The organism is Pseudomonas umsongensis (genome assembly GCF_002236105.1).
GTDB lineage: Bacteria > Pseudomonadota > Gammaproteobacteria > Pseudomonadales > Pseudomonadaceae > Aquipseudomonas > Aquipseudomonas umsongensis.
In genome coordinates this window covers 1,664,564-1,683,183 of record NZ_NIWU01000001.1, presented here as the reverse complement: position 1 = coordinate 1,683,183, position 18,620 = coordinate 1,664,564, and the positions used below count along the sequence as shown (strand labels likewise).

The window sequence follows — 18,620 nt, the reverse complement described above, 5'->3', positions numbered from 1 at the left end:
ACCGGAGCGAGGGTATGCCGAGCCTTAGCGAGGCACCGAACGCCAGGGGCAAGAGCCCTTGGTTACTTAGGGCCGGGCGGCGTTCCGTTTTTCCAAGTGACTCGCCGTAAGGGCGAAACCCTAGGTGGCCGTTACCGCAGGAATGGATATGTACGCCTGAAAGGTAATTATCGTCTGCCAGGACGCCTTCGCCGGCAAGCCGGGCTCCTACAGGTTTTCCAAGTGACTCGCCGTAAGGGCGAAACCCTAAGTGGCCGTTACCGCAGCAATGGATATACACCCGATAAGCGCCTTCAGTGTGCGCATGAGGTTGTTAGCGAAACCGTTGGGGAATGGCCTCGGCAAATGGATAGAAGGCGAACCAGGGCCTGGCTTCGTCGATGACGCGCCGGAATGAAGGCCGTTGTACCAGCCTGTCGAAATACGTGCTCAGGTGTTGGCAGTCGTCGGGGAAGGGCACCAGGGTACTGGCATAGAACAGGGCCGGGGCCGCGGCGCAATCGGCCAGGCTGAAGTCCGGGCTGGCCACCCAGGTTCGCGTAGCCAGCTGGCGCTCGAGCATGCCGTAGGCCGTGGTGAGCATGGCCCGTTCCCGGCTCAGGTCGCCGTTCGTCGCGCGAATGCGATCGGCGACTATCTGCTGCAGCGGTACTTGCACGTACTGGTCGAAAAACCGATCCCACAAGCGCACTTGCAAGGCAGTATCCCAATCACCGGGCAGCAGGCAGCGCCCACCTCCATGGAAGCGGTCCAGGTATTCGATGATGACACTCGATTCCGCCAACCCCTGCGGGTGCGTGTGATCGCGGATGACCGGGAACTTGCACAGGGGCCATAACGCCTCGAGCTCCGCGCGGTCTGCTGCACTGGAAAGATCGATGACTCGCCGCTGGAAATCGATGTCGTACTCGTAGAGGGCGATCAGCACTTTGTGGCAGAACGACGAAAGCGGGTGGTAATAGAGGGTCAGCGGCATCGGTCAACTCCTCGGGCGGGAGGGCGCCCCACGGGGTGATTGCTGTGACAGGCAGATTAAGTCGCAGGCACGGTATTCGCCATGCCTGCAGGTTTGCGCCGCATTCCAGGCTGCCGAAAACGTTTCGCGTAGCGACCATTGGCTATGCTCCCGGACACCGATAATGGCCATTACGATCTCCTTTTGGCCAACCCCGCGCTATGAACCTGCGGGGCTGTCGGCAAGAATCGAAAACCGGTGGCTGATGCGCAAGAGCCTCCCATCGATAACTATGAACCCGATCTTCCTTGCCTTGGCTGTTTTGCCGGGCGCTGCCGTGTACAGCACATAAAAACCATCGAGCTGACTTGGGGAATTGATCCATGGACACAATCAAACGCCTATTGGGTGCCACCGTTTGCGGCCTGACGCTGCTGGCCAGTGCCGTACATGCCGAGCAGCGCGAATTGCGGGTGTACAACTGGGCGGACTATATCCTGCCGTCCGTGCCCAAGGACTTCGCCGAGAAAACCGGGATCAAGGTCACCTGGGACACCTTCGACACCAACGAATCCCTGGAGGCCAAGCTGCTGACCGGCAACAGCGGCTATGACTTGGTGGTGCCGTCGAATCAGTTCATCGAAACCCAGATCAAGGCCGGTGTGTTCCAGAAACTGGACAAGACCAGGCTGCCCAACTGGAAACACCAGGACCCGGCGCTGCTCAAGTTGCTGGACAAGAACGACCCCGGCAACCAGTACGGCGTGCCTTACATGTACGGCACCGTGTTGATCGGCTTCAACCCGGCGAAGGTCAAGGCCGTCCTGGGCGAGAATGCACCGGTGGACAGTTGGGACTTGGTGTTCAAGCCCGAGAATATGGAAAAACTCAAGGCCTGTGGTGTTGCCATGCTCGACTCGCCCTCCGAGATTCTGCCGCTGGCCCTGCATTACCTGGGGCTGGACCCCAACAGCCAGAACCCCGAGGACTACGAAAAGGCCAAGGCGCTGATGCTGAAGATTCGCCCTTATGTCACCTACTTCAACTCGGCCAAGTACATGACCGATATCGCCAACGGTGACATTTGCGTGGCCATCGGCTACTCCGGCAGCTTCTACCAGTTCGGCAACCGCGCCAAGGAGGCCGGCAATGGCGTGGTGGTCGATTGGCGCTTGCCCAAGGAGGGCGCGCCGATCTGGTTCGACACCTTTGCCATTCCCAAGAGCGCGAAGAACGTCGATGAAGCCCACGCGTTTCTCAACACCTTGCTCGACCCGACCGTCATCGCACCGATCAGCGACTTCCTCGGTTACCCGAATGCCAACAAGGACTCGCTGGCGCTGATCAACAAGGAAATCACCGGCAACCCGAACCTGACGCCGACCCCCGAGGCTCTCAAAACCCTGTATGTCGTGCAGCCGTTGCCGCAGAAGCTGGAGCGGGTGCGCACGCGGGTGTGGACGGCGATCAAGTCGGACAAATAACCCTAAACCCCTGTCGGAGCGAGCATGCTCCGGGCGGTGTGCCGACGATGAGCCTGAGAGCGCCGCGGGGTGTCAGGTGCCCCGCGTCATCGTTGACGACCATCGCGAGCGTGCTCGCTCCTACACGGCTTTGGTGTTGCGGATGAGGTTGTTGCGCAACGCCACGATCGCCTGCTGCATCTGCACGAAATCGTCGGGATCGAGGCCGGTTTGCGGAAAGCCGTCTTCCGTCAGCTCTGTGCGCAGCTGGCGACCGGCGTCGGTCAGGCTGATTCGTACCTGGCGTTCGTCTTCCGGGTCGCGCTGACGCAGCAGGTAACCCATCGCTTCGAGCTTTTTCAGGATCGGGGTGAGGGTGTTGGATTCCAGGAACAGTTTTTCCCCGAGGCTGCCGACGGTCTGGTTGTCCTGCTCCCACAGCGCAACGAGGGTGATGTATTGCGTATAGGTCAGGCCGAGTCGTTCGAGCATCGGCTTGTAGGCCTTGCCGAAAGCGAGGTTGGTGGAATAGACCGCAAAACACAGGAAATCGGAAAGCTTGAGATCCAGGGCGGACGTTTTGTCGGTGGTTTTCATGGGGTCTCTCTTTGGGCAGGCTGCGACGCTGAAATTATACGTCGTATGCGATGGTGTCGGAAGTGCTCCAAACCTCCGGGTCCCGCCCCCCAAGCGGCCGGTTACCGGGGATAACCCTGGCGAACCGGCCGTGCGGTGCATCACGCGGTCTGCACGTTGATGCTCACGTCAATGTTGCCGCGGGTGGCCTTGGAGTACGGGCAGATCGCATCGGCGTTGTGCGCCAGTTCGGTCGCGACTTCATGTGACAGGCCTGGCACCCGCAGGGTCAATCGGGCCTGGAGGAAGTAGGCTGCGCCGGTCTGGCCCAGGTCGACTTCGATGTCCACGGCCGTGTCGGCCGGCAATGACACCTTAGCCTGTTGGGCGGCCAGGCCCACCGCGGCGATGTAGCAGGCCGACCATGCTCCGGCGAAGAGTTGCTCGGCCTTGGGGTGCGGTTGTACGCCGGTGAACACATGTGCCGGTGTGACGCTGCCAGGGGACGACAATTCGATGTCGAGGTTGCCCTTATGGCCGCGCGAGGTGGTGCCGGTGCTGCTCAGGGTGGTGTGGGTCTTGCCGGTGGCCAGGACTTTTTCGATCTTGCTCATGATGAGTTCCTCAAGTTTACTGTGGGTATATTGTTCGTATACGCTATCATCGCATGCGATATTAATTATGCGGTAATGACGTTCAGGGCAACGTCGATATTGCCGCGGGTGGCCTTGGAATAGGGGCAAATGGAGTCGGCGATATGCGCCAGTTCCGTTGCAACGTCCTGTGCCAGCCCCGGCACGCGCAGGGTCAGTCGGGCCTGGAGGAAGTACGCTGGGCCCGTCTGGCCAAGGTCCACTTCGATGTCGACCGCCAGATCCGCCGGCAGCGCGATGTTGCGCTCTGCGGCCACCAGGCCGACGGCCGCGGTGTAGCAGGCCGACCAGGCCCCGGCGAACAATTGCTCGGCTTTCGGGTGCGGCTGGGTGGCGGCGAACACATGGGCTGGCTGGGCGGAGCCTGGCGTCGACAGTTCGATGTCGAGGTTGCCGTTGTGGCCGCGCGAGGTGTTGCCGGCGCTGCTCAGGGTGGTGTGGGTCTTGCCGGTGGCCAGGACTTTTTCGATCTTGCTCATGGGTCAATCCTCAAGGGTGCGGTCAGGTTGTATGTAATGTCGTGTGCGCTTAGATCGCATCCGATGTAAATAATAGTCCTCCAGATCTCAATCGACGTCAAGCGCTATTTTTATGCCCGGACGACGGACGGTCGAAGCTAATGCTGTCCGCTTATTCAGAAAGAAAAATGCCCCGAGCTGTTCAGGCTCGGGGCATCAGCATTGACGCGTGACCATGGATTTCGAGTGCAACAGGCGATCAGCTTTGCGGCACTACCCGAGCTTCATTGCCGGTGCCTTCGATATAAACACTCTGGCCTTTGCTCAGTGCGGCATTGACCGGCTGAGTCACCGATACCAGGACGCCGCTCTTGGTACGCACGATAATCTGCTGGGCCTGTTGCGGTTGATCGTATTTTTTCTTCTCGGCGTAGTTGCCACCCGCCGCACCTGCAAGGGCGCCCGCGACCATGGCGACATCTCGCCCGGTGCCCGAACCGATCAGGCTACCGATTCCCACGCCCGCGAGTCCGCCAAGGATGGCGCCGACGCCGCTGTCGTGGTTGGTCTGCATTTGCGTCATGGTGATCTGCTCGATTTTTCCTGAGCGGATTTCCATCTCGCCGGCGCCACCGCTGCCAGCATCGACGGCGGCGCAGGCGCAAAGCACTAGACTTACAAGCGTGATCGTTAACCAGGAAGCGATGTTTTTCATGTTGAACTCCATCATCCGGGGGAAGCAGTTCGTTCAAACGCATCAGTGCGCGTTTGACGAAGGAGACTAGCACAGGGCCCTCGACGCGCTGCCCTGTGGCGGCGGGCCTGGCTGTACTGCCGGATACGCTCACTGAGGGGTGAGATAGACTCATACGGACTTATCACGGCAGGAGTGACACGCGTGGCAGGACTGCAATGGATTCGCTGATCACCGCCGCAGCGCAGGCGTTGGCGGCGGGCGATCCGCTGGGTGCGCTGGACCGGATCGCGCTGCGCGACGATGCGCCCGCGCTGGCACTGCGCGGTATCGCCATGGCGCAACTGGGGGATTTGGTGCGGGCCAAAGCGCTGGTACGCATGGCCTCGCGGGCCTTTGGGCCGAAAGAAGTCGTGGCGCGGGCACGCTGCACCGTCGCCGAAGCCGAGATCGCACTGGCCTCGCGGGATCTTGGTTGGCCGGTGAAGGCGCTGGAAGCGGCGCGGGTCACGCTGCAAGCCCACGGCGATCTTATCAATGCAGCCCACGCGCGTTATCTGGGCATCCGTCGCTTGTTGCTGATCGGCCGGCTCGATGAGGCCCAAGGGCAACTCGTTGACCTGGACCCGGCAACGTTGCCGCCACCCTTGCGGGCGACCCATGAGCTGGTCGTGGCAGGGATCGCGATGCGCCACCTGCATTCACAAGCCGCACGGGCCGCGCTCGCCAGGGCCGAACTCGCCGCGCAACTCGCCGGCATTCCCGCGCTGTCTGCAGAAGTCGAAAGTGCATCCTCCATTCTCAACAGCCCCGCCGCGCACCAGCTCGTGCGTGGTGAAGAACGGCCTCTGTTGCTGGACGAGGTGGAAGCGCTGCTCGCCTCGACTTCACTGGTGGTGGACGCTTGCCGCTATGTCGTGCGTGGCGCGGGCATGTCGGTTTCCCTGTCCAGGCGTCCGATCCTGTTTTCCCTGGTGCGAGCACTCGCCGAGGCCTGGCCGGGCGATGTGCCCAGAGAGACCCTCATCGCGCAGGCCTTTCGGTTGAAACTCAGTGATGAATCCCATCGAGCCCGGCTGCGGGTTGAAATCGGACGCTTGCGCGCGGCGTTGAAACCCTTGGCTACGGTGATCGCCACCCGACGCGGGTTCACATTGGTTGCTCAGGTTTCACCAGACGTGGTGCTGCTCACGCCACCGGTCGAAGAAAAGTATGCAGCGGTATTCGCCTTGCTTGGCGACGGCGAGTCCTGGTCGAGTTCGGCCTTGGCCCTGGCGTTGGGTAGCAGCCAGCGCGCAGTGCAACGCGCGCTCGAAGCGCTGGCAGCCAAGGGCAAGGTGCAGTCGTTCGGACAGGGACGGGCACGGCGCTGGGTGACCCCGCCGGTGCCCGGTTTCGCGACGACCTTGTTACTCCCGGTTCCGCTGCCCGGTGGCTAGGATGATCCCGTCAACCCCTTTGGAGGAACACCGAGATGAAACAGTCAGCCGCCGAAATTGTGCGTGAATATGGCCCCTTTGCCGACGTCGATGATGTGCACGGCGTCACCTGGGACGGCCGGCAGGTGTGGTTTGCAACCACCGACAGGCTCTACGCCCTGGACCCCGAGAGTGGTCGTACGGTGCGCTCCCTCGATGTTGCTGCGCATGCCGGGACCGCCTTCGATGGTAAGCATCTGTTCCAGATTGCCGAGGACCGCATCCAGAAAGTCGATCCTCGTACCGGAGAAGTCCTGGCCACGATCCCGGCCCCCGGCGGTGGCAACGATTCGGGGCTGACATGGGCCGAAGGCTCGCTGTGGGTCGGCCAGTACCGCGAACGGAAAATCCACCAGATCGACCCCGAGACCGGGACTATCCTGCGTACCCTGCAATCCAACCGTTTTGTCACGGGGGTGACCTGGGTCGAGGGCGCGCTGTGGCATGGCACCTGGGAAGACGAGGAGAGCGAATTGCGCCGGGTCGACCCGAACACCGGCGAAGTGCTTGAAAGCCTCAGGCTGCCGGACGGCATCGGGGTGTCGGGGCTGGAATCCGACGGTGGCGAGCGGTTTTTCTGTGGGGGCGGCAGCAGTGGGCGGCTGAGGGTGGTGCAGCGGCCTTGATGGGTTGATTTGGATTGGGTGTATATCCATTGCTGCGGTAACGGCTACCTAGGGTTTCGCACTTACTGTAGGAGCCAGGCTTGCCGGTGAAGGCGTCCTGACAGACGATGATTGTCTTTCAGGTGTGCATATCCATTGCCGCGGTAACGGCCACTTAGGGTTTCGCCCTTACGGCGAGTCACTTGGAAGAACGGAACGCCGCCCAGCCCCAAGTAACCAAGGGCTCTGCCTCTGGCGTTCGGCCCCTCGCTGGGGCTCGGGGTACCCTCGCTCCGGTCCTGCTCCGTGGGCCCGCCGCGCTGGGCCATCCTTGACCCAGCGCGGCTAAACCGGCATCCATGCCGGTTTACCCACTGCGCAGAACCTCCACTCGGCCTCTCGAGGGGGCAAGAAAATCAAAAGCCAGATCAAGATCAAACGCAAAAGGGAGGCGGCCTGACAGCCGACCTGATTGCAGGACTGTCAGGCCGCCTCGCTTTGGCTTTGGATTTGGGTGCCCCGTTAACCACGATGGCCGAACGCAGGCATTGCGCAGTGGGGAAACCGGCAGGACGCCGGTTTAGCCGCGCTGGGCCATGGATGGCCCATCGCGGCGACCCACGGAGCAATGCCGGAGAGAGGGCATGCCGAGCCCTAGCGAGGCACCGAGTGGTGGGGCAAAGCCTTTTGCTTACTTTTCGGCGTTTGGAAAAGTGAGTCGCCGTAAGGGCGAAACCCTAGGTGGCCGTTACCGCAGGAATGGATATGTACACCCCCAAGTTTATATACACAACCTCATGGTTAAGTGAACAGCATTGCGCTTGCTCATAGGGTACAACTGGCGTAAACAGAGCGCGCATCGATAGCCGCCGCGAGAGACGGCTATCGATGCGGGAAATATCTCATCTTGATCAACACGAAAGGCGAGGCGAACGTTGGTAGAGCGACGTCAGTTCAGCGGTGCCATGAAGGGTAAAAACCTTCGCTACCTCAAAGACCATGAAGGCCAGTCCGTGCGGGCCCGGGCCGGCTTCCTGTTGCTGGAACATTTTTCCTTGCCGGCGTTCACCCAGGCGCTCGACACCATCGTCACCGCCAACCTGCTGCGACCCGAGCTGTTTTCGACGAAAACCTTCGGGTTGTCCGAAGGGGAAGTCGTCAGCGACCTGGGGTTGGTGATTCGACCCGATGCGCGCCTGGACCCGATCGAAATACAAGCGCTGGACCTGTTGGTTGTCTGTGGCGGCTACCGCACGGCCCTCAAGGCCGACGACAGTTTGACCGGCTTATTACGCGACGCCGCCGAACAGGGGGTTGCGCTGGCTGGCATCTGGAACGGCGCCTGGTTTCTCGGGCAAGCCGGATTGCTCGACGGCTATCGCTGCGCCATACACCCGGAGCATCGTCCGGCGCTGGCGGAAATCGCCAGGCTCAGCCAGGTCACCAGCGAAGCCTACGTGGTCGATCGCGACCGCCTTACGGCGTCCAGCCCAACGGGCAGTTTCTACATGGCGCTGGAGTGGATCAGGGGTTTGCATGACAAGGCGTTGACTGACGGTATCGAAGATATCCTGGCGTTTGAAGCGTCCCGTTACCGGCGCATCAAACCCACCTTGAATGTGTCCGTCAGTGGCCCGCTGAGGGAGGTGGTCAATCTGATGGACGCCAATCTGGAAGAGCCGCTGGAGATGGAGGCGCTCTGTCTTTATGCCGGTCGGTCGCGCCGGCAGATCGAGCGTCTGTTCAAGGAGCAACTGGGCACGACACCCCAGCGCTACTACATGGATCTGCGTATCACCGAGGCTCGTCGATTGCTGCAGCACACCACGTTGACCATCGTTGAAGTCTCGGTGGCCTGCGGTTTCGTATCACCGAGCCACTTCAGCAAGTGCTACAGCGCCTATTTCGGTTACCGGCCGTCTCGGGAAACCCGGCTGGTGAAGTAACCGCTTGCCGAAGTACCGGGCATCGCGATGATGCCCGGTGCAGCGGTCATTGCGCGCCGAACAGCATCGTCCAGTAAACGCCTTGATCACTGCGTGCGTCCGTCGCATAGGCGGCACCCACTTGCGTGAATATCGGGTTCATCAGGTTGGCACAATGCCCGGGGCTGGCCAGCCAGCCGGCCATGGCCTTGTTCGGTGAACCTTGGCCGGCGGCGATGTTTTCACCAATCTGTCGGCCACGGAAACCTGCGGCGCGCGCGCGGTCGGCGGGCATGTCGCCATCGGGGTCGCGGTGGGCGAAGTAATTGCCGTAGGCCATGGCTTTGCTGTGCCCTTGCGCCGCCGCGCCGAGGCTGGCATTCCAGGCCAAGGGCCGCGCGGCGGCAAAGCGCTGGCGACCGCACAGGCGCGGTTTGGCCCGGGCGGCATTGACCTGGGCGAGCAAGGTTTTGCCGACGCTGCGCGGATCGCTCATCCGACTGTCCAGCACAGGCCGCGCCAGCACCACTTGCCATTCACCGCGACTGCGACTGACGCCTATGTCGGCATACTGGTTATCCAGCAAGGCGGCGCAATGATCACTCTGCAGCATCTCAAAGGCCTCCTCGGCATCTTGGGCACCCACCACGCGAATGGAGCGCACCGCCACGGCCTGGTACCCGGAAGCTTTCAAGCGGTCGCGCAAGCCACCGCCGTAGCCGACCGGCAAGGCCAGGCTCGACTTCAGGGCCAGCGGCGACAAGCGTTGGGCGGGACGCCTTGCGCAATCTTCCGGATGGGCTCGGTAATCGTTGATGGCGTCCACCAATTGTCGCTCCGCACCGGCGTGGGCGGGGGTGGAAATCAGGGGCAGCGAGGTCAACAGGCACAGCGAAGTGAAGCGCAAGGCGAGGGCGGTTGGGCGCATGGTGCGGACAGCTCTGATGAGATGACAACGATGGGTAGGAGGAAAAAATGCCCGTCTAAGACTGGCGTCTTGGGACAAGGTTCAAGGCGGCGGGGAGGCGTTTTGCTTGCCGGATCGTGCACCCGACGAAGGGTATGGGGCGACTCTGTGGGAGCGAGCCTGCTCGCGATGGAGGAGCAAGCACCGCGGGGTGTCAGGCAGCCAGCGTTTTCGTTGACGACCATCGCGAGCAGGCTCGCTCCCACAGGGTTTTCATCAAACCCTAAGTGGCCGTTGCGGCAGCAATTGGTGGGCCGTCAGAGACAGGCGTACACCACCAGTTCCACCAACATCTCCTCCCGAGCCAACCCGGCCACGACAATGGCTGCCCGGTTGGGGTAGGGCGCCTGGAAATACTCGCCATAGATCGCGTTCACCGTCGCCAGGTAGCTACGGTCGGTGACGTAGATCAGCACCTGGGTAACCGCGTCCAGGTCGCTGCCGGCGGCTTGCAGGGTATGGCGCAGATTGTCCAGGCTCTGCCGGGTTTGCGCTTCGATGCCGCCGCTGACGACCAGGCCTTCGCGGTCGATGGGGATCTGTGCGGTGTACAGCGTGCCGTTGCCGACCACCGCCCATTCCAGTGGCGCGCGCGAGGCGAAAAGGTCAGTCTTGATCGCGTGTTTCATTGATTGATTCCTGGAACATTGCAAGGTTTTATCGGGCATCGCTGCTTTCGCCAGCACCGCGCCTACGCGACTCCTCGGTGCTTTCCACCAGCACCCGTTCGCCCAGTTTTTTCAGTTGGGTCCAGACGTCATCGTCGACGACCAGCCCCTCTGCGGGCTGCGGGTAGGTGGCAGGCAGGGCATCCTCGGCACTGAGTCGCGGCAGCAGCGCGAAGTGCCTGGAGATCAGCACATTGATGCTTTGTTCGTCGCTCTGCGCCAGTTGGGGCAGGTCATACACCCGCAGGGTCGGGCGGGTTTGCCCGGCGCTGAACGTGGCAACCATTTCCTGGCGTGCATCACGCCAGTACACGCAAAAATTCAGCGCCTCCGGGGCACAGCGCGCCAGGTAGCCGAGCAGCAGGATGCGGTTATGGCAATGGCGAATGCGGATCAACGCACTGCCGCCGCGCAACGCCTTGCCGACACCCAGCTCCACCGCCTGGGCGGCGCAGCGCAAGACACTTTGGCCGTGGGCATCGAGGGTCAACTGCGCGGCATCTTCGTAGCAGGTTTCGATCGGGCGATCGACTTCGTCGTGGAGAAAGGCCAAGGCCTTTTTCAACGCGCCGATGCCATCGAGGCCTTGCAGTTGCAGGCGCGCGATCATCTCGGCGGCGTCTTCGCAGTCACCGGGGGCGAAGCCGATACCCTCGAAGGCCTTGCGGCAGATCACCTGGATTTCATTGAGCGAGACGCGCATATCAGTGTTCTCCGGCAGCGGTGGGCAGTGTCGGCATCACGGCGAAATTCCAGTCATCGGCGAAAGGCTGGCCAATCTCACTGACCAGTGGCGCACCCTGGAACAAGGTGATGCGCACCCAGCGGCTGGACTTGGGGTCGAACTTGCCAGCGCCGAAGAACGCCAGTTTGCAACGCAGCAAGTGGATCGGCAGCATGTTGCGTTCCATCAGGTTGGAGCGGATTTCCCCGAAGGCGCAACGGGCCATGCCCTGCAGCCGGCATACGGTGCCTTTGAACGACGGCTGGGCGAGCAGGAAATGCGCGGTCAATTGCTGCGGATGGCGTTCGCGGTAGGCCAGCAAGGCACGGTGGCAACGCTGGAGGTTGTGGGCGATGCCCAACTGCATTTCCTTTTCCGCGCCAGGCTCCATGGCCCGTTCGCCCAGGCGTGGCTCTTCCTTTTCCGCCGAGCGATACCAGAAGAAGTGGTTGGCCTCGGCCCCTTCAAGGTCGTAGTCGAGCGCCCAGCGGTAGTGGGTCTCGATCAGGTTGCACAGCGCGTCCAGCGGCATCTCGGCGTTCAGGCGAAAGCCCTCGTTGACCGACATCTGCTCGGCCAGCGGATCGACCTGTTCGGGGTACAGCTCCAGCAGCAGGCTGACCAGCAGTTCCTGGCAGCCAAAGCCGGTGTTCAGCTCAACCCAGTCTTGCAGCCGTGACCACAGTTCGGCGCTGACGGGCTGACAGGCGAACCACTCGCTCAAGCGGTCGAGATCGGCCAGGGTCTGCCGATCGATCGCGCTTTGCCGTTGATCCTCGGTACTGGTTTGTTGCAGGTGTTGCCGAGCCCGCTGCAGCAGTGCCTGGAAACGCTGCGCGCGGGGCACGTCGGCCGGTTGAGCCACCACCTTCGCCAGTGCGGTTTCACGGGCACACACCCACTGATTGACCAGTTGTGGGTGATTGATCAGGAAGGGCGCCATGCCCAGCCCCGTGGAGTTGCCAACCCCCAGGTAGCGTTGCAGCTCGATGTCCAGCCCGACCGCCCGTTGCGGATTGCGCGCCCGGGCCATGTGCTCGATCTGCTCGATGCTGAAATGCCGCAGCAGGTACACGGTGAACATCTGCGCGCTGAACGGTTGGGTGAAGTCGGCATTGCCTTGCAGGCAACTGAAGTCGGCGATGCCGAACTTGCCGTTGCCGTACACGGCGGTGGTGCGATACAGGTAGCCGACCTCGGCCAATTGCCGTGGGTCTGGCTGGCAACCTTCCGCCAGCGCCCCGAGGAAGCGCTCGAAGTTGCGCAGGCTGCGGTTGGCCCGTGACAGCACCAGCACCCGCGCATCGAAACGCCCGGCTTCCTGCAACGGCACGTTGCGCCGCAAGTCGGCCAGTTGCGGCTCGTCGACATCGCCGGCCAACAGCACGAAGCTGACGTCCCACTGATCGGCAATGACCCGGTCACTGCGTTTTTCCGGCGGCAGGTACATCGAGAAAATCACGCAGTGATAGTGGGCACTGGCGGTGTCGATCCGATAGATCGCCGTGCCGAAGCCCTCGGCGTCAAGATCGAAGCGAGTGCGCTCGATACGCCATTGCTCGTTCATCATCTTGCGCATGCTGCTGCGCACGAAACTCAGGCGGCTCTGGAAGTGACTGCCCAGCCGTTCCAGGTCCATGACCCGGGCGGCGGGGCGCAAGGCCGAAGAGGTGTCTGTGTCGGTGTGCGACATCATTGCGATTCCTGGACTGTTCATTATCAGACTGCCTGTTCACGAGCCATCTGCCGGGCGATGCGCAGTGCATCCCAGAGCGACGGCAGGATCAGCAGCGAAACCGGTACGGCAGTGATGACGATAAAGGATTGCAGCGCCGTGACCCCACCCGAGCCGATGGTGATCAGCACCACGGCGGCCAGGCCCATGCCGATCGCCCAGAAGGCGCGCAGCCATGCCTTGGGCTTGTCATTCGCGGACATCGCCATCGCCACGGTGAAGGCCATGGCATCGCCATTGGTGGCTACCGAGATGAAGCTCAGGAACAGGAACAGCGCCGAGATCAGCCCGCCCAAGGGCAGGTTCTGGGTCACGCCCAGCAGCAGGTCTTCCGGTTGCGCGCCGTGGGCGGTGACGATGCCCGGGTTCTGCAATTCCATGCCGATGCCGGCGCCACCGACAATGGTGAACCAGAACATGGTCACCAGCGGGGCGATGATCGACAGGGTCATGATCACTTCGCGGATGGTCCGGCCCCGGGAGATCTTCGCCACGTAGAGCGCCACCATCGGCGCGTAACCGATGAACCAGCCCCAGTAGAACACCGTCCACCAGTCGAGCCATTTCGGGTCGGCACGGAACAGGGTCATCGGGATGAACTGTTCAATGTGCAAGGCGAACGCCGTGGGGAAACCGCCTAGGATGAACGCAGTGGGCCCCAGCAGTACCATGAACACCGCCAGGCCAATCATCAGCCAGACGTTGATCCCGCTGACGAAGCGGATTCCCTCGAGCCCGACCAGGCAGGAGATGGTGTACATCACCGTGACCAGCACGATGGTTATGGACTGCACCATCAGGTCGTTGGGAATGCCCCACACCGAGTGCAACGCGCTGCTGATCTGCAGGCCGAGGAAACCGATCGGGCCGATGGTGCCGGCGACCACGGCGATAATCGACGTGGCGTCGGCCAGGGTACCAATCGGCCCCTTGAGTGCACGTTCACCGAACAGTGGATAGAGCAAGGTTCGCGGTGCCAGTGGCAAGCCTTTGTCGTAGTGCAAGTGCATCAGCACAATGGCCAGCAAGCTGCCCAAAACCGCCCAGGCGAGGAAGCCCCAGTGCACGAACGATTGCGCGAGCGCGGTGTGGCCTGCCGCTTCGGTATGCGGTTGCATGCCCGCGAACAGCGGTGGCGGACTGGCGAAGTGCATCATCGGTTCCGCCGCCGCCCAGAAGGCACCCCCACCGGCGAGCAGGGCGCACATGATCACGGCGATCCAGTTGAAAGTACTGGTATCGGGACGTCGGTCGACGCCGCCGAGCCGTACGCGCCCGCACTTGCTGAAGCAGATGAACAGGCTCATGGCGAAGGTCGCCAGCATCAGGATCTGCCAGTACAAGCCAAAGAACTTCGTTGACCAGGCGAACAACGTGTTCACCAGTAGCGACACACCGTCGATGTCGACCAGGGCTGCGATCAGGAAGGCGCCGAGGAAGCCGCCACTGATCAGGAACAGTGGCCAGTCGATGTTTGTTTTCGGCGGCGCAAGGTCCAGTGGCTGGACGTCGCCCTGCAGGGTGTCGGATGTTTTCATGATGCCTCCAAAATACGCGCCTGGGGCTGTGCACCGCCGCTTTGGGGGATGAACGGGAGGCTATTGTTATTATTTTTCATGCTGTGCTGTCCTCACGGTGTGAAACCAGGGTCAGTGGATCAAGGGTCAGTTTTTTGCAGGTGTCGCGCTTTCCAGCAGGCGCAACCAGTTGAGTCCCATGATGTTGCGTACCTCGTCCTCGGCGAACCCACGGTCGCGCAGGCCCTGGGCGATGACCGGGAAATCCCGGCTGTCGCGGAACCATTGCAGCGGTGACGGCCAGTGGGCGTTGTCCTTGGAGCCTTCGCCGTAGTCCTTGTCTTTGCTCCAGCGCCCGTTGCGCATCCATTCGAGCACTTGCAAAGGTTGCTGCTGGCACAGGTCGGTGCCGATGCCGATATGCTCCACGCCCATCAGTTCGGCCGTGCTGGCGACCATGTCGCAGAACGATTCCAGGCTGCAGCCCGAGGCTCCCTTGAGGTGGAACGGGTAAGTGCTGAAGCCGAGCAGGCCGCCAGACTCGGCAATCGCGCGCAGCACGGCGTCGGACTTGTTGCGTTTGGCGGCGTGGAAGCTCGACGGGTTGGCGTGGGAGACGATCACCGGCCGGCTCGACAGCTCAATGGCTTCAAGGGTGCTGCGCTCGGCGCTGTGGGACATATCAATGAGCATGCCGACGCGGTTCATCTCGGCGATGACTTGGCGACCAAAGCGGCTGATGCCGTTGTCTTCGTTCTCATAACAGCCGCTGGCCAGCAGGCTCTGGTTGTTATAGGTCAGCTGCATGATCAACACGCCGAGCTGGCGGAAGACTTCGACCAGGCTGATGTCGTCTTCGATGGGCGAGCAGTTCTGGAAGCCGAAGAAGATCCCGACGCGGCCTTCCTCGTGCGCCAGGCGAATGTCCGAGGCCTCGCGCACCGGGCGAATCAGCTGCGGCCAGGTTTCGAAACGGCGGTTCCACTCGCCGATGCGCGACAGTGTTTCCCGGGCGTTCTCGTGGTAGGCGATGGTGGCGTGTACTGCGCTCAGGCCACCTTCCTGCATCTGGCGGAAGATGTCTTCGCTCCAGTTGGAATATTGCAGGCCATCGATCATCAATAAATCGTGCATGGTGATCTCCCGTTCAAGGTCGCACGTAGGTGGTCTTGACCACGGTGTAGAATTCGCGGGCGTATTGCCCTTGCTCGCGCGGACCGAAGCTCGAGTTTTTGCGGCCACCGAACGGCACGTGGTAATCGGTGCCGGCGGTGGGCAGGTTGACCATCACGCAACCGGTGCGGGCGCGGCGCTTGAAGTCACTGGCATAACGCAGCGATTGGGTGATGATCCCGGCGGTCAGGCCGTACTCGGTGTCGTTCAACACGGCCAGGGCTTGCTCGTAGTCGCTCACCCGGATCACGCAGGCAATCGGTCCGAACACTTCTTCACGGTTGATGCGCATCTGGTTGGTGGTGTGGGTGAACAGCGCGGGGCGCATGTAGTGCCCGGCTGGTTCCAGGGCGAGCAATTCGCCGCCTTCGACCAGGGTCGCGCCGTCTGCCTTGGCCAGCTGCAGGTAATCAAGGTTCTGTTGCAGCTGGCGAGCTTCGGCAACGGGGCCAATCTGTGTTCCTTGTTCAAGGGCATGGCCGACTTTCAGCTGGCGCATGCGCGCGACCAGCGCCTCGACGAACCGGTCATGGATGCCATCGCAAACGATCAGGCGCGAGGAGGCGGTGCACTTTTGCCCGGTGCCGAAAAAGGCACCGTTCAAGGCGCATTCGACGGCGATGTCCAGGTCGGCATCGTCGAGCACCACCAGGGCGTTCTTGCTGCCCATCTCCAGTTGGCAGCGCACCAGGTTGCCGGCGGTCGCAACCGCGACGCGGCGACCGGTCTGCAGGGAACCGGTGAACGTCAGCGCATCGATATCGGCCGACTGGATCAGGCTTTCACCGACCACGCTGCCGCTGCCCATCACCAGGTTAAAAGTGCCTGCGGGCAAGGGCTGGCGGCTGATGATCTCGGTCAGGGCCCAGGCGCTGGCAGGCACCAGGTTGGCCGGCTTGAACACCACGGCGTTACCGAAGGCCAGGGCCGGGGCGATCTTCCACGCGGCGGTGGCCATCGGGAAATTCCACGGGGTGATGATGCCGACCACGCCTACCGGTTCGCGCTGGACGTCGATCTCGATCCCGGGGCGTACCGAGGCTGCCGTCTCGCCCATCTGGCGCAACACTTCGGCGGCGTAGTAGTGGAAGAATTGCGCGCTGCGATGGACCTCACCGATGCCCTCGGCCAGCGGCTTGCCCTCTTCGCGCGAGAGCAGTTCGCCGAGCTCTAGCTTGCGCGACATCAGCTCGTCGCCGATGGCCATCAGGATTTGCTGGCGTTGTTCCAGGCCGGTGGCGGCCCATTGCGGCTGGGCGTCACGGGCAGCCGCGATGGCGTCCTGGGTCTGTTCGGCGCTTGCCTGGTGGTAATGCCCGATCAGGTCTTCGACATCCGAAGGGCTGTGGTTGGCGACAAGGCCCTGGCCTTCACACCAGTTGCCGCCAATGTAGTTTTTGCAGGGTTGCAGTGCCATGGGAACCTCCGATTGCGTTGGTCCCATCTTGAGAGTATTACTCTGCAAATAAAAATTAATAATAAATATGAAACGATAAGGAAAACTAACCGTGCCACCCGAGCTGAAGATCACTCAACTGCGTTATTTCGTGCTCGTCGCCCAGCTCAAAAGCTTCCACGGCGCGGCGCGGCAGGCGTATCGCACGCAACCGGCGTTGTCGTTGGCCGTGCGCGAGCTCGAACAGAAGCTCGGCCAGCCACTGTTCGAGAAGGGCGGTAAAACCGAGCTGACGCCATTCGGCGCGCACTGTCTGCCGCTGTTCCAGGATTTGCTCGCCCATCACGATCGCATTGCCCGGGAAGTGAGCCTGCTGGCGCGGCACGAAATAGGCCAGGTGAGCATTGCCACGGTGCCGTCGGTCGCCAGCCGCCTGTTGCCGCACCTGCTCGCGAGGTTTGTGAGCGAGCACCCGAAAATGCAGATCAGCATCCAGGACGGCACCGCCGACAGCGTGCAGCAGTTGTTGGTCCAGGGGCAGGTGGACTTTGCCATCAGCAGCGTGTGGGTGGCGGATGACAACATCGAGTTCGTGCCGATCCTGAGCGACCGGGTGGGGGTGGTCTGTCGGCATGATCATCCGTTGGTGGCCAACGGCGCGGCGCTGCATTGGTCCAGCCTGCAAGCGTACCCGTTGGTGCGCAATGGCACCTCGCGCCTGCTGGCGGGAACCGAGGCGGAAAGCTTGCTCGACAACAGCCTGCTGTTCGTCTCCAACATGATTTCGCTGATCGCGATGCTCGAAGAAGGCATCGGCATCACCACGCTGCCGTCCCTGGCGTTTCCCAAGGGCAATGAACAGCTGGTGTTTCTGCCATTGGCCGAGCCCCGGGTGGAGCGCCAGATTGGCATCCTGTGTCGCAAGGGCCATAGCCTGTCGCCGGCGGCGGCCGAGTTGAGGGGGTTCCTGCGGGCGCAGATGCAGATGCCCGGGCAGGTCAGTGATGGGTCGGTGGTTCCGTCGGCCGTAGTTTGAAACGACAGACATTACCGCCGCGCACCATGCATTCGGTGTGCTCGACTTCAGCGCCGCCCAGCGCCCCGATCAACGCCAGGTCCAGTTCACAAACGACCGGGTGCGCGGCGGCGAGACGGTGGAACACGCAGTTGTGGGCGACGATTTCCTGATCGCCGGATGAGCGGAAAAACACCTCGGCTTCATAGCCCGCCTGATTCATGTGCTGCACGATCTTCGTTTCATCGACCACCTGCTGTTCGCGGTCCAGGGCCAGTTTGCGGCCCAGGTTGCGCATCAGCGTCGCCAGCGCCTCGGGGCCGATGATGTCGGCCACTTCATCGATCAGCGCGCTGGCGAGCAGTTGATACTGGCGCGGGAACTGTTCCCTGGCGTGGTCGGTGAGTTGATACAGCTGCTCAGGACGACGCCCCGTCGGCCGGGTTTCGCCGCGCAACACCAGGCCATCCCGCTCCAGCGCCGCCAGGTGTTGGCGAATCGCCGTACGCGTGACGGCCAGGTGCTCGGCCAACTCATCGATGCTCATGCCGCCGGCTTGATGCAGCAGCGCGTTGAGCAGGTCCTGCTGGGTTCGACCCAGTCCTTGCAGCATGGTGT

At 62.2% G+C, this 18,620-nt stretch carries 18 protein-coding genes; 5 read left to right on the top strand and 13 right to left on the bottom strand.

Annotated elements, in window-relative coordinates; translation table 11 throughout:
• Positions 1–313: 313 nt before the first annotated feature.
• Positions 314–976 carry a glutathione S-transferase family protein gene (locus PSUM_RS07445; protein ID WP_020801219.1) on the bottom strand — a complete coding sequence of 221 codons (663 nt, stop codon included), beginning with the start codon at positions 974–976 and terminating at the stop codon, positions 314–316.
• Between the two features lie 362 nt (positions 977–1,338).
• On the opposite strand from PSUM_RS07445, the gene PSUM_RS07440 reads away from it, so the two are divergent.
• Positions 1,339–2,439 (top strand): polyamine ABC transporter substrate-binding protein, encoded by a 1,101-nt coding sequence (locus tag PSUM_RS07440; RefSeq protein WP_033044026.1) that lies wholly within the window; start codon positions 1,339–1,341, stop codon positions 2,437–2,439.
• A 120-nt stretch (positions 2,440–2,559) separates the two neighbouring features.
• Here PSUM_RS07440 and PSUM_RS07435 read toward each other — a convergent pair whose 3' ends face one another.
• The 4 genes from PSUM_RS07435 to PSUM_RS07420 all read right to left on the bottom strand — a co-directional run bounded on the left by PSUM_RS07435 (position 2,560) and on the right by PSUM_RS07420 (position 4,820).
• Positions 2,560–3,015, bottom strand: a complete 456-nt coding sequence (locus PSUM_RS07435) for a MarR family winged helix-turn-helix transcriptional regulator (protein WP_020801216.1) — start codon at positions 3,013–3,015, stop codon at positions 2,560–2,562.
• A gap of 140 nt (positions 3,016–3,155) precedes the next feature.
• Positions 3,156–3,608, bottom strand: coding sequence for an Ohr family peroxiredoxin (locus tag PSUM_RS07430; protein ID WP_020801215.1), 453 nt, complete (start codon positions 3,606–3,608; stop codon positions 3,156–3,158).
• A gap of 65 nt (positions 3,609–3,673) precedes the next feature.
• Positions 3,674–4,126, bottom strand: coding sequence for an Ohr family peroxiredoxin (locus PSUM_RS07425; protein WP_020801214.1), 453 nt, complete (start codon positions 4,124–4,126; stop codon positions 3,674–3,676).
• 238 nt (positions 4,127–4,364) lie between these two features.
• Positions 4,365–4,820 (bottom strand): outer membrane lipoprotein, encoded by a 456-nt coding sequence (locus tag PSUM_RS07420; RefSeq protein WP_033044023.1) that lies wholly within the window; start codon positions 4,818–4,820, stop codon positions 4,365–4,367.
• Between the two features lie 197 nt (positions 4,821–5,017).
• Between PSUM_RS07420 and PSUM_RS07415 the strand changes: the two genes are divergently transcribed.
• From PSUM_RS07415 to PSUM_RS07400, 3 genes are all read left to right on the top strand, one after another.
• Positions 5,018–6,238, top strand: coding sequence for a hypothetical protein (locus PSUM_RS07415; protein WP_020801212.1), 1,221 nt, complete (start codon positions 5,018–5,020; stop codon positions 6,236–6,238).
• A gap of 35 nt (positions 6,239–6,273) precedes the next feature.
• On the top strand, positions 6,274–6,903 hold the full coding sequence (locus PSUM_RS07410; RefSeq protein ID WP_020801211.1) for a Vgb family protein: 630 nt from the start codon (positions 6,274–6,276) through the stop codon (positions 6,901–6,903).
• 914 nt (positions 6,904–7,817) lie between these two features.
• Positions 7,818–8,828 carry a GlxA family transcriptional regulator gene (locus PSUM_RS07400; RefSeq protein ID WP_173667170.1) on the top strand — a complete coding sequence of 337 codons (1,011 nt, stop codon included), beginning with the start codon at positions 7,818–7,820 and terminating at the stop codon, positions 8,826–8,828.
• A gap of 46 nt (positions 8,829–8,874) precedes the next feature.
• On the opposite strand, the gene PSUM_RS07395 is transcribed toward PSUM_RS07400, so the two are convergent.
• From PSUM_RS07395 to PSUM_RS07360, 7 genes are all read right to left on the bottom strand, one after another.
• Positions 8,875–9,735, bottom strand: coding sequence for a CAP domain-containing protein (locus tag PSUM_RS07395; protein WP_020796433.1), 861 nt, complete (start codon positions 9,733–9,735; stop codon positions 8,875–8,877).
• Between the two features lie 296 nt (positions 9,736–10,031).
• Positions 10,032–10,403, bottom strand: coding sequence for a RidA family protein (locus tag PSUM_RS07385; RefSeq protein ID WP_083349291.1), 372 nt, complete (start codon positions 10,401–10,403; stop codon positions 10,032–10,034).
• 28 nt (positions 10,404–10,431) lie between these two features.
• Positions 10,432–11,145, bottom strand: coding sequence for a DUF3726 domain-containing protein (locus PSUM_RS07380; RefSeq protein WP_033042035.1), 714 nt, complete (start codon positions 11,143–11,145; stop codon positions 10,432–10,434).
• Between the two features lies 1 nt (position 11,146).
• The gene (locus PSUM_RS07375; protein WP_083349290.1) at positions 11,147–12,862 is read right to left on the bottom strand and encodes a hypothetical protein; all 1,716 of its coding nucleotides are present in this window, start codon (positions 12,860–12,862) and stop codon (positions 11,147–11,149) included.
• Between the two features lie 23 nt (positions 12,863–12,885).
• The gene (locus PSUM_RS07370; RefSeq protein ID WP_020796437.1) at positions 12,886–14,439 is read right to left on the bottom strand and encodes a BCCT family transporter; all 1,554 of its coding nucleotides are present in this window, start codon (positions 14,437–14,439) and stop codon (positions 12,886–12,888) included.
• A 126-nt stretch (positions 14,440–14,565) separates the two neighbouring features.
• On the bottom strand, positions 14,566–15,552 hold the full coding sequence (locus PSUM_RS07365) for a dipeptidase (RefSeq protein WP_033042039.1): 987 nt from the start codon (positions 15,550–15,552) through the stop codon (positions 14,566–14,568).
• A 13-nt stretch (positions 15,553–15,565) separates the two neighbouring features.
• Positions 15,566–17,008: an aldehyde dehydrogenase family protein gene (locus PSUM_RS07360; protein ID WP_033042041.1), complete on the bottom strand. Its 1,443-nt coding sequence runs from the start codon at positions 17,006–17,008 to the stop codon at positions 15,566–15,568.
• A 91-nt stretch (positions 17,009–17,099) separates the two neighbouring features.
• Between PSUM_RS07360 and PSUM_RS07355 the strand changes: the two genes are divergently transcribed.
• Complete coding sequence (locus PSUM_RS07355) at positions 17,100–18,023, top strand: LysR family transcriptional regulator (protein WP_033042043.1); 924 nt, start codon at positions 17,100–17,102, stop codon at positions 18,021–18,023.
• Here the strand turns inward: PSUM_RS07355 and PSUM_RS07350 are convergent.
• A complete protein-coding gene (locus PSUM_RS07350) occupies positions 17,986–18,615 on the bottom strand; it encodes a helix-turn-helix transcriptional regulator (protein ID WP_033042045.1) in 630 nt (209 codons plus the stop codon). The genes PSUM_RS07355 and PSUM_RS07350 overlap by 38 nt on opposite strands.
• Positions 18,616–18,620: the final 5 nt, after the last annotated feature.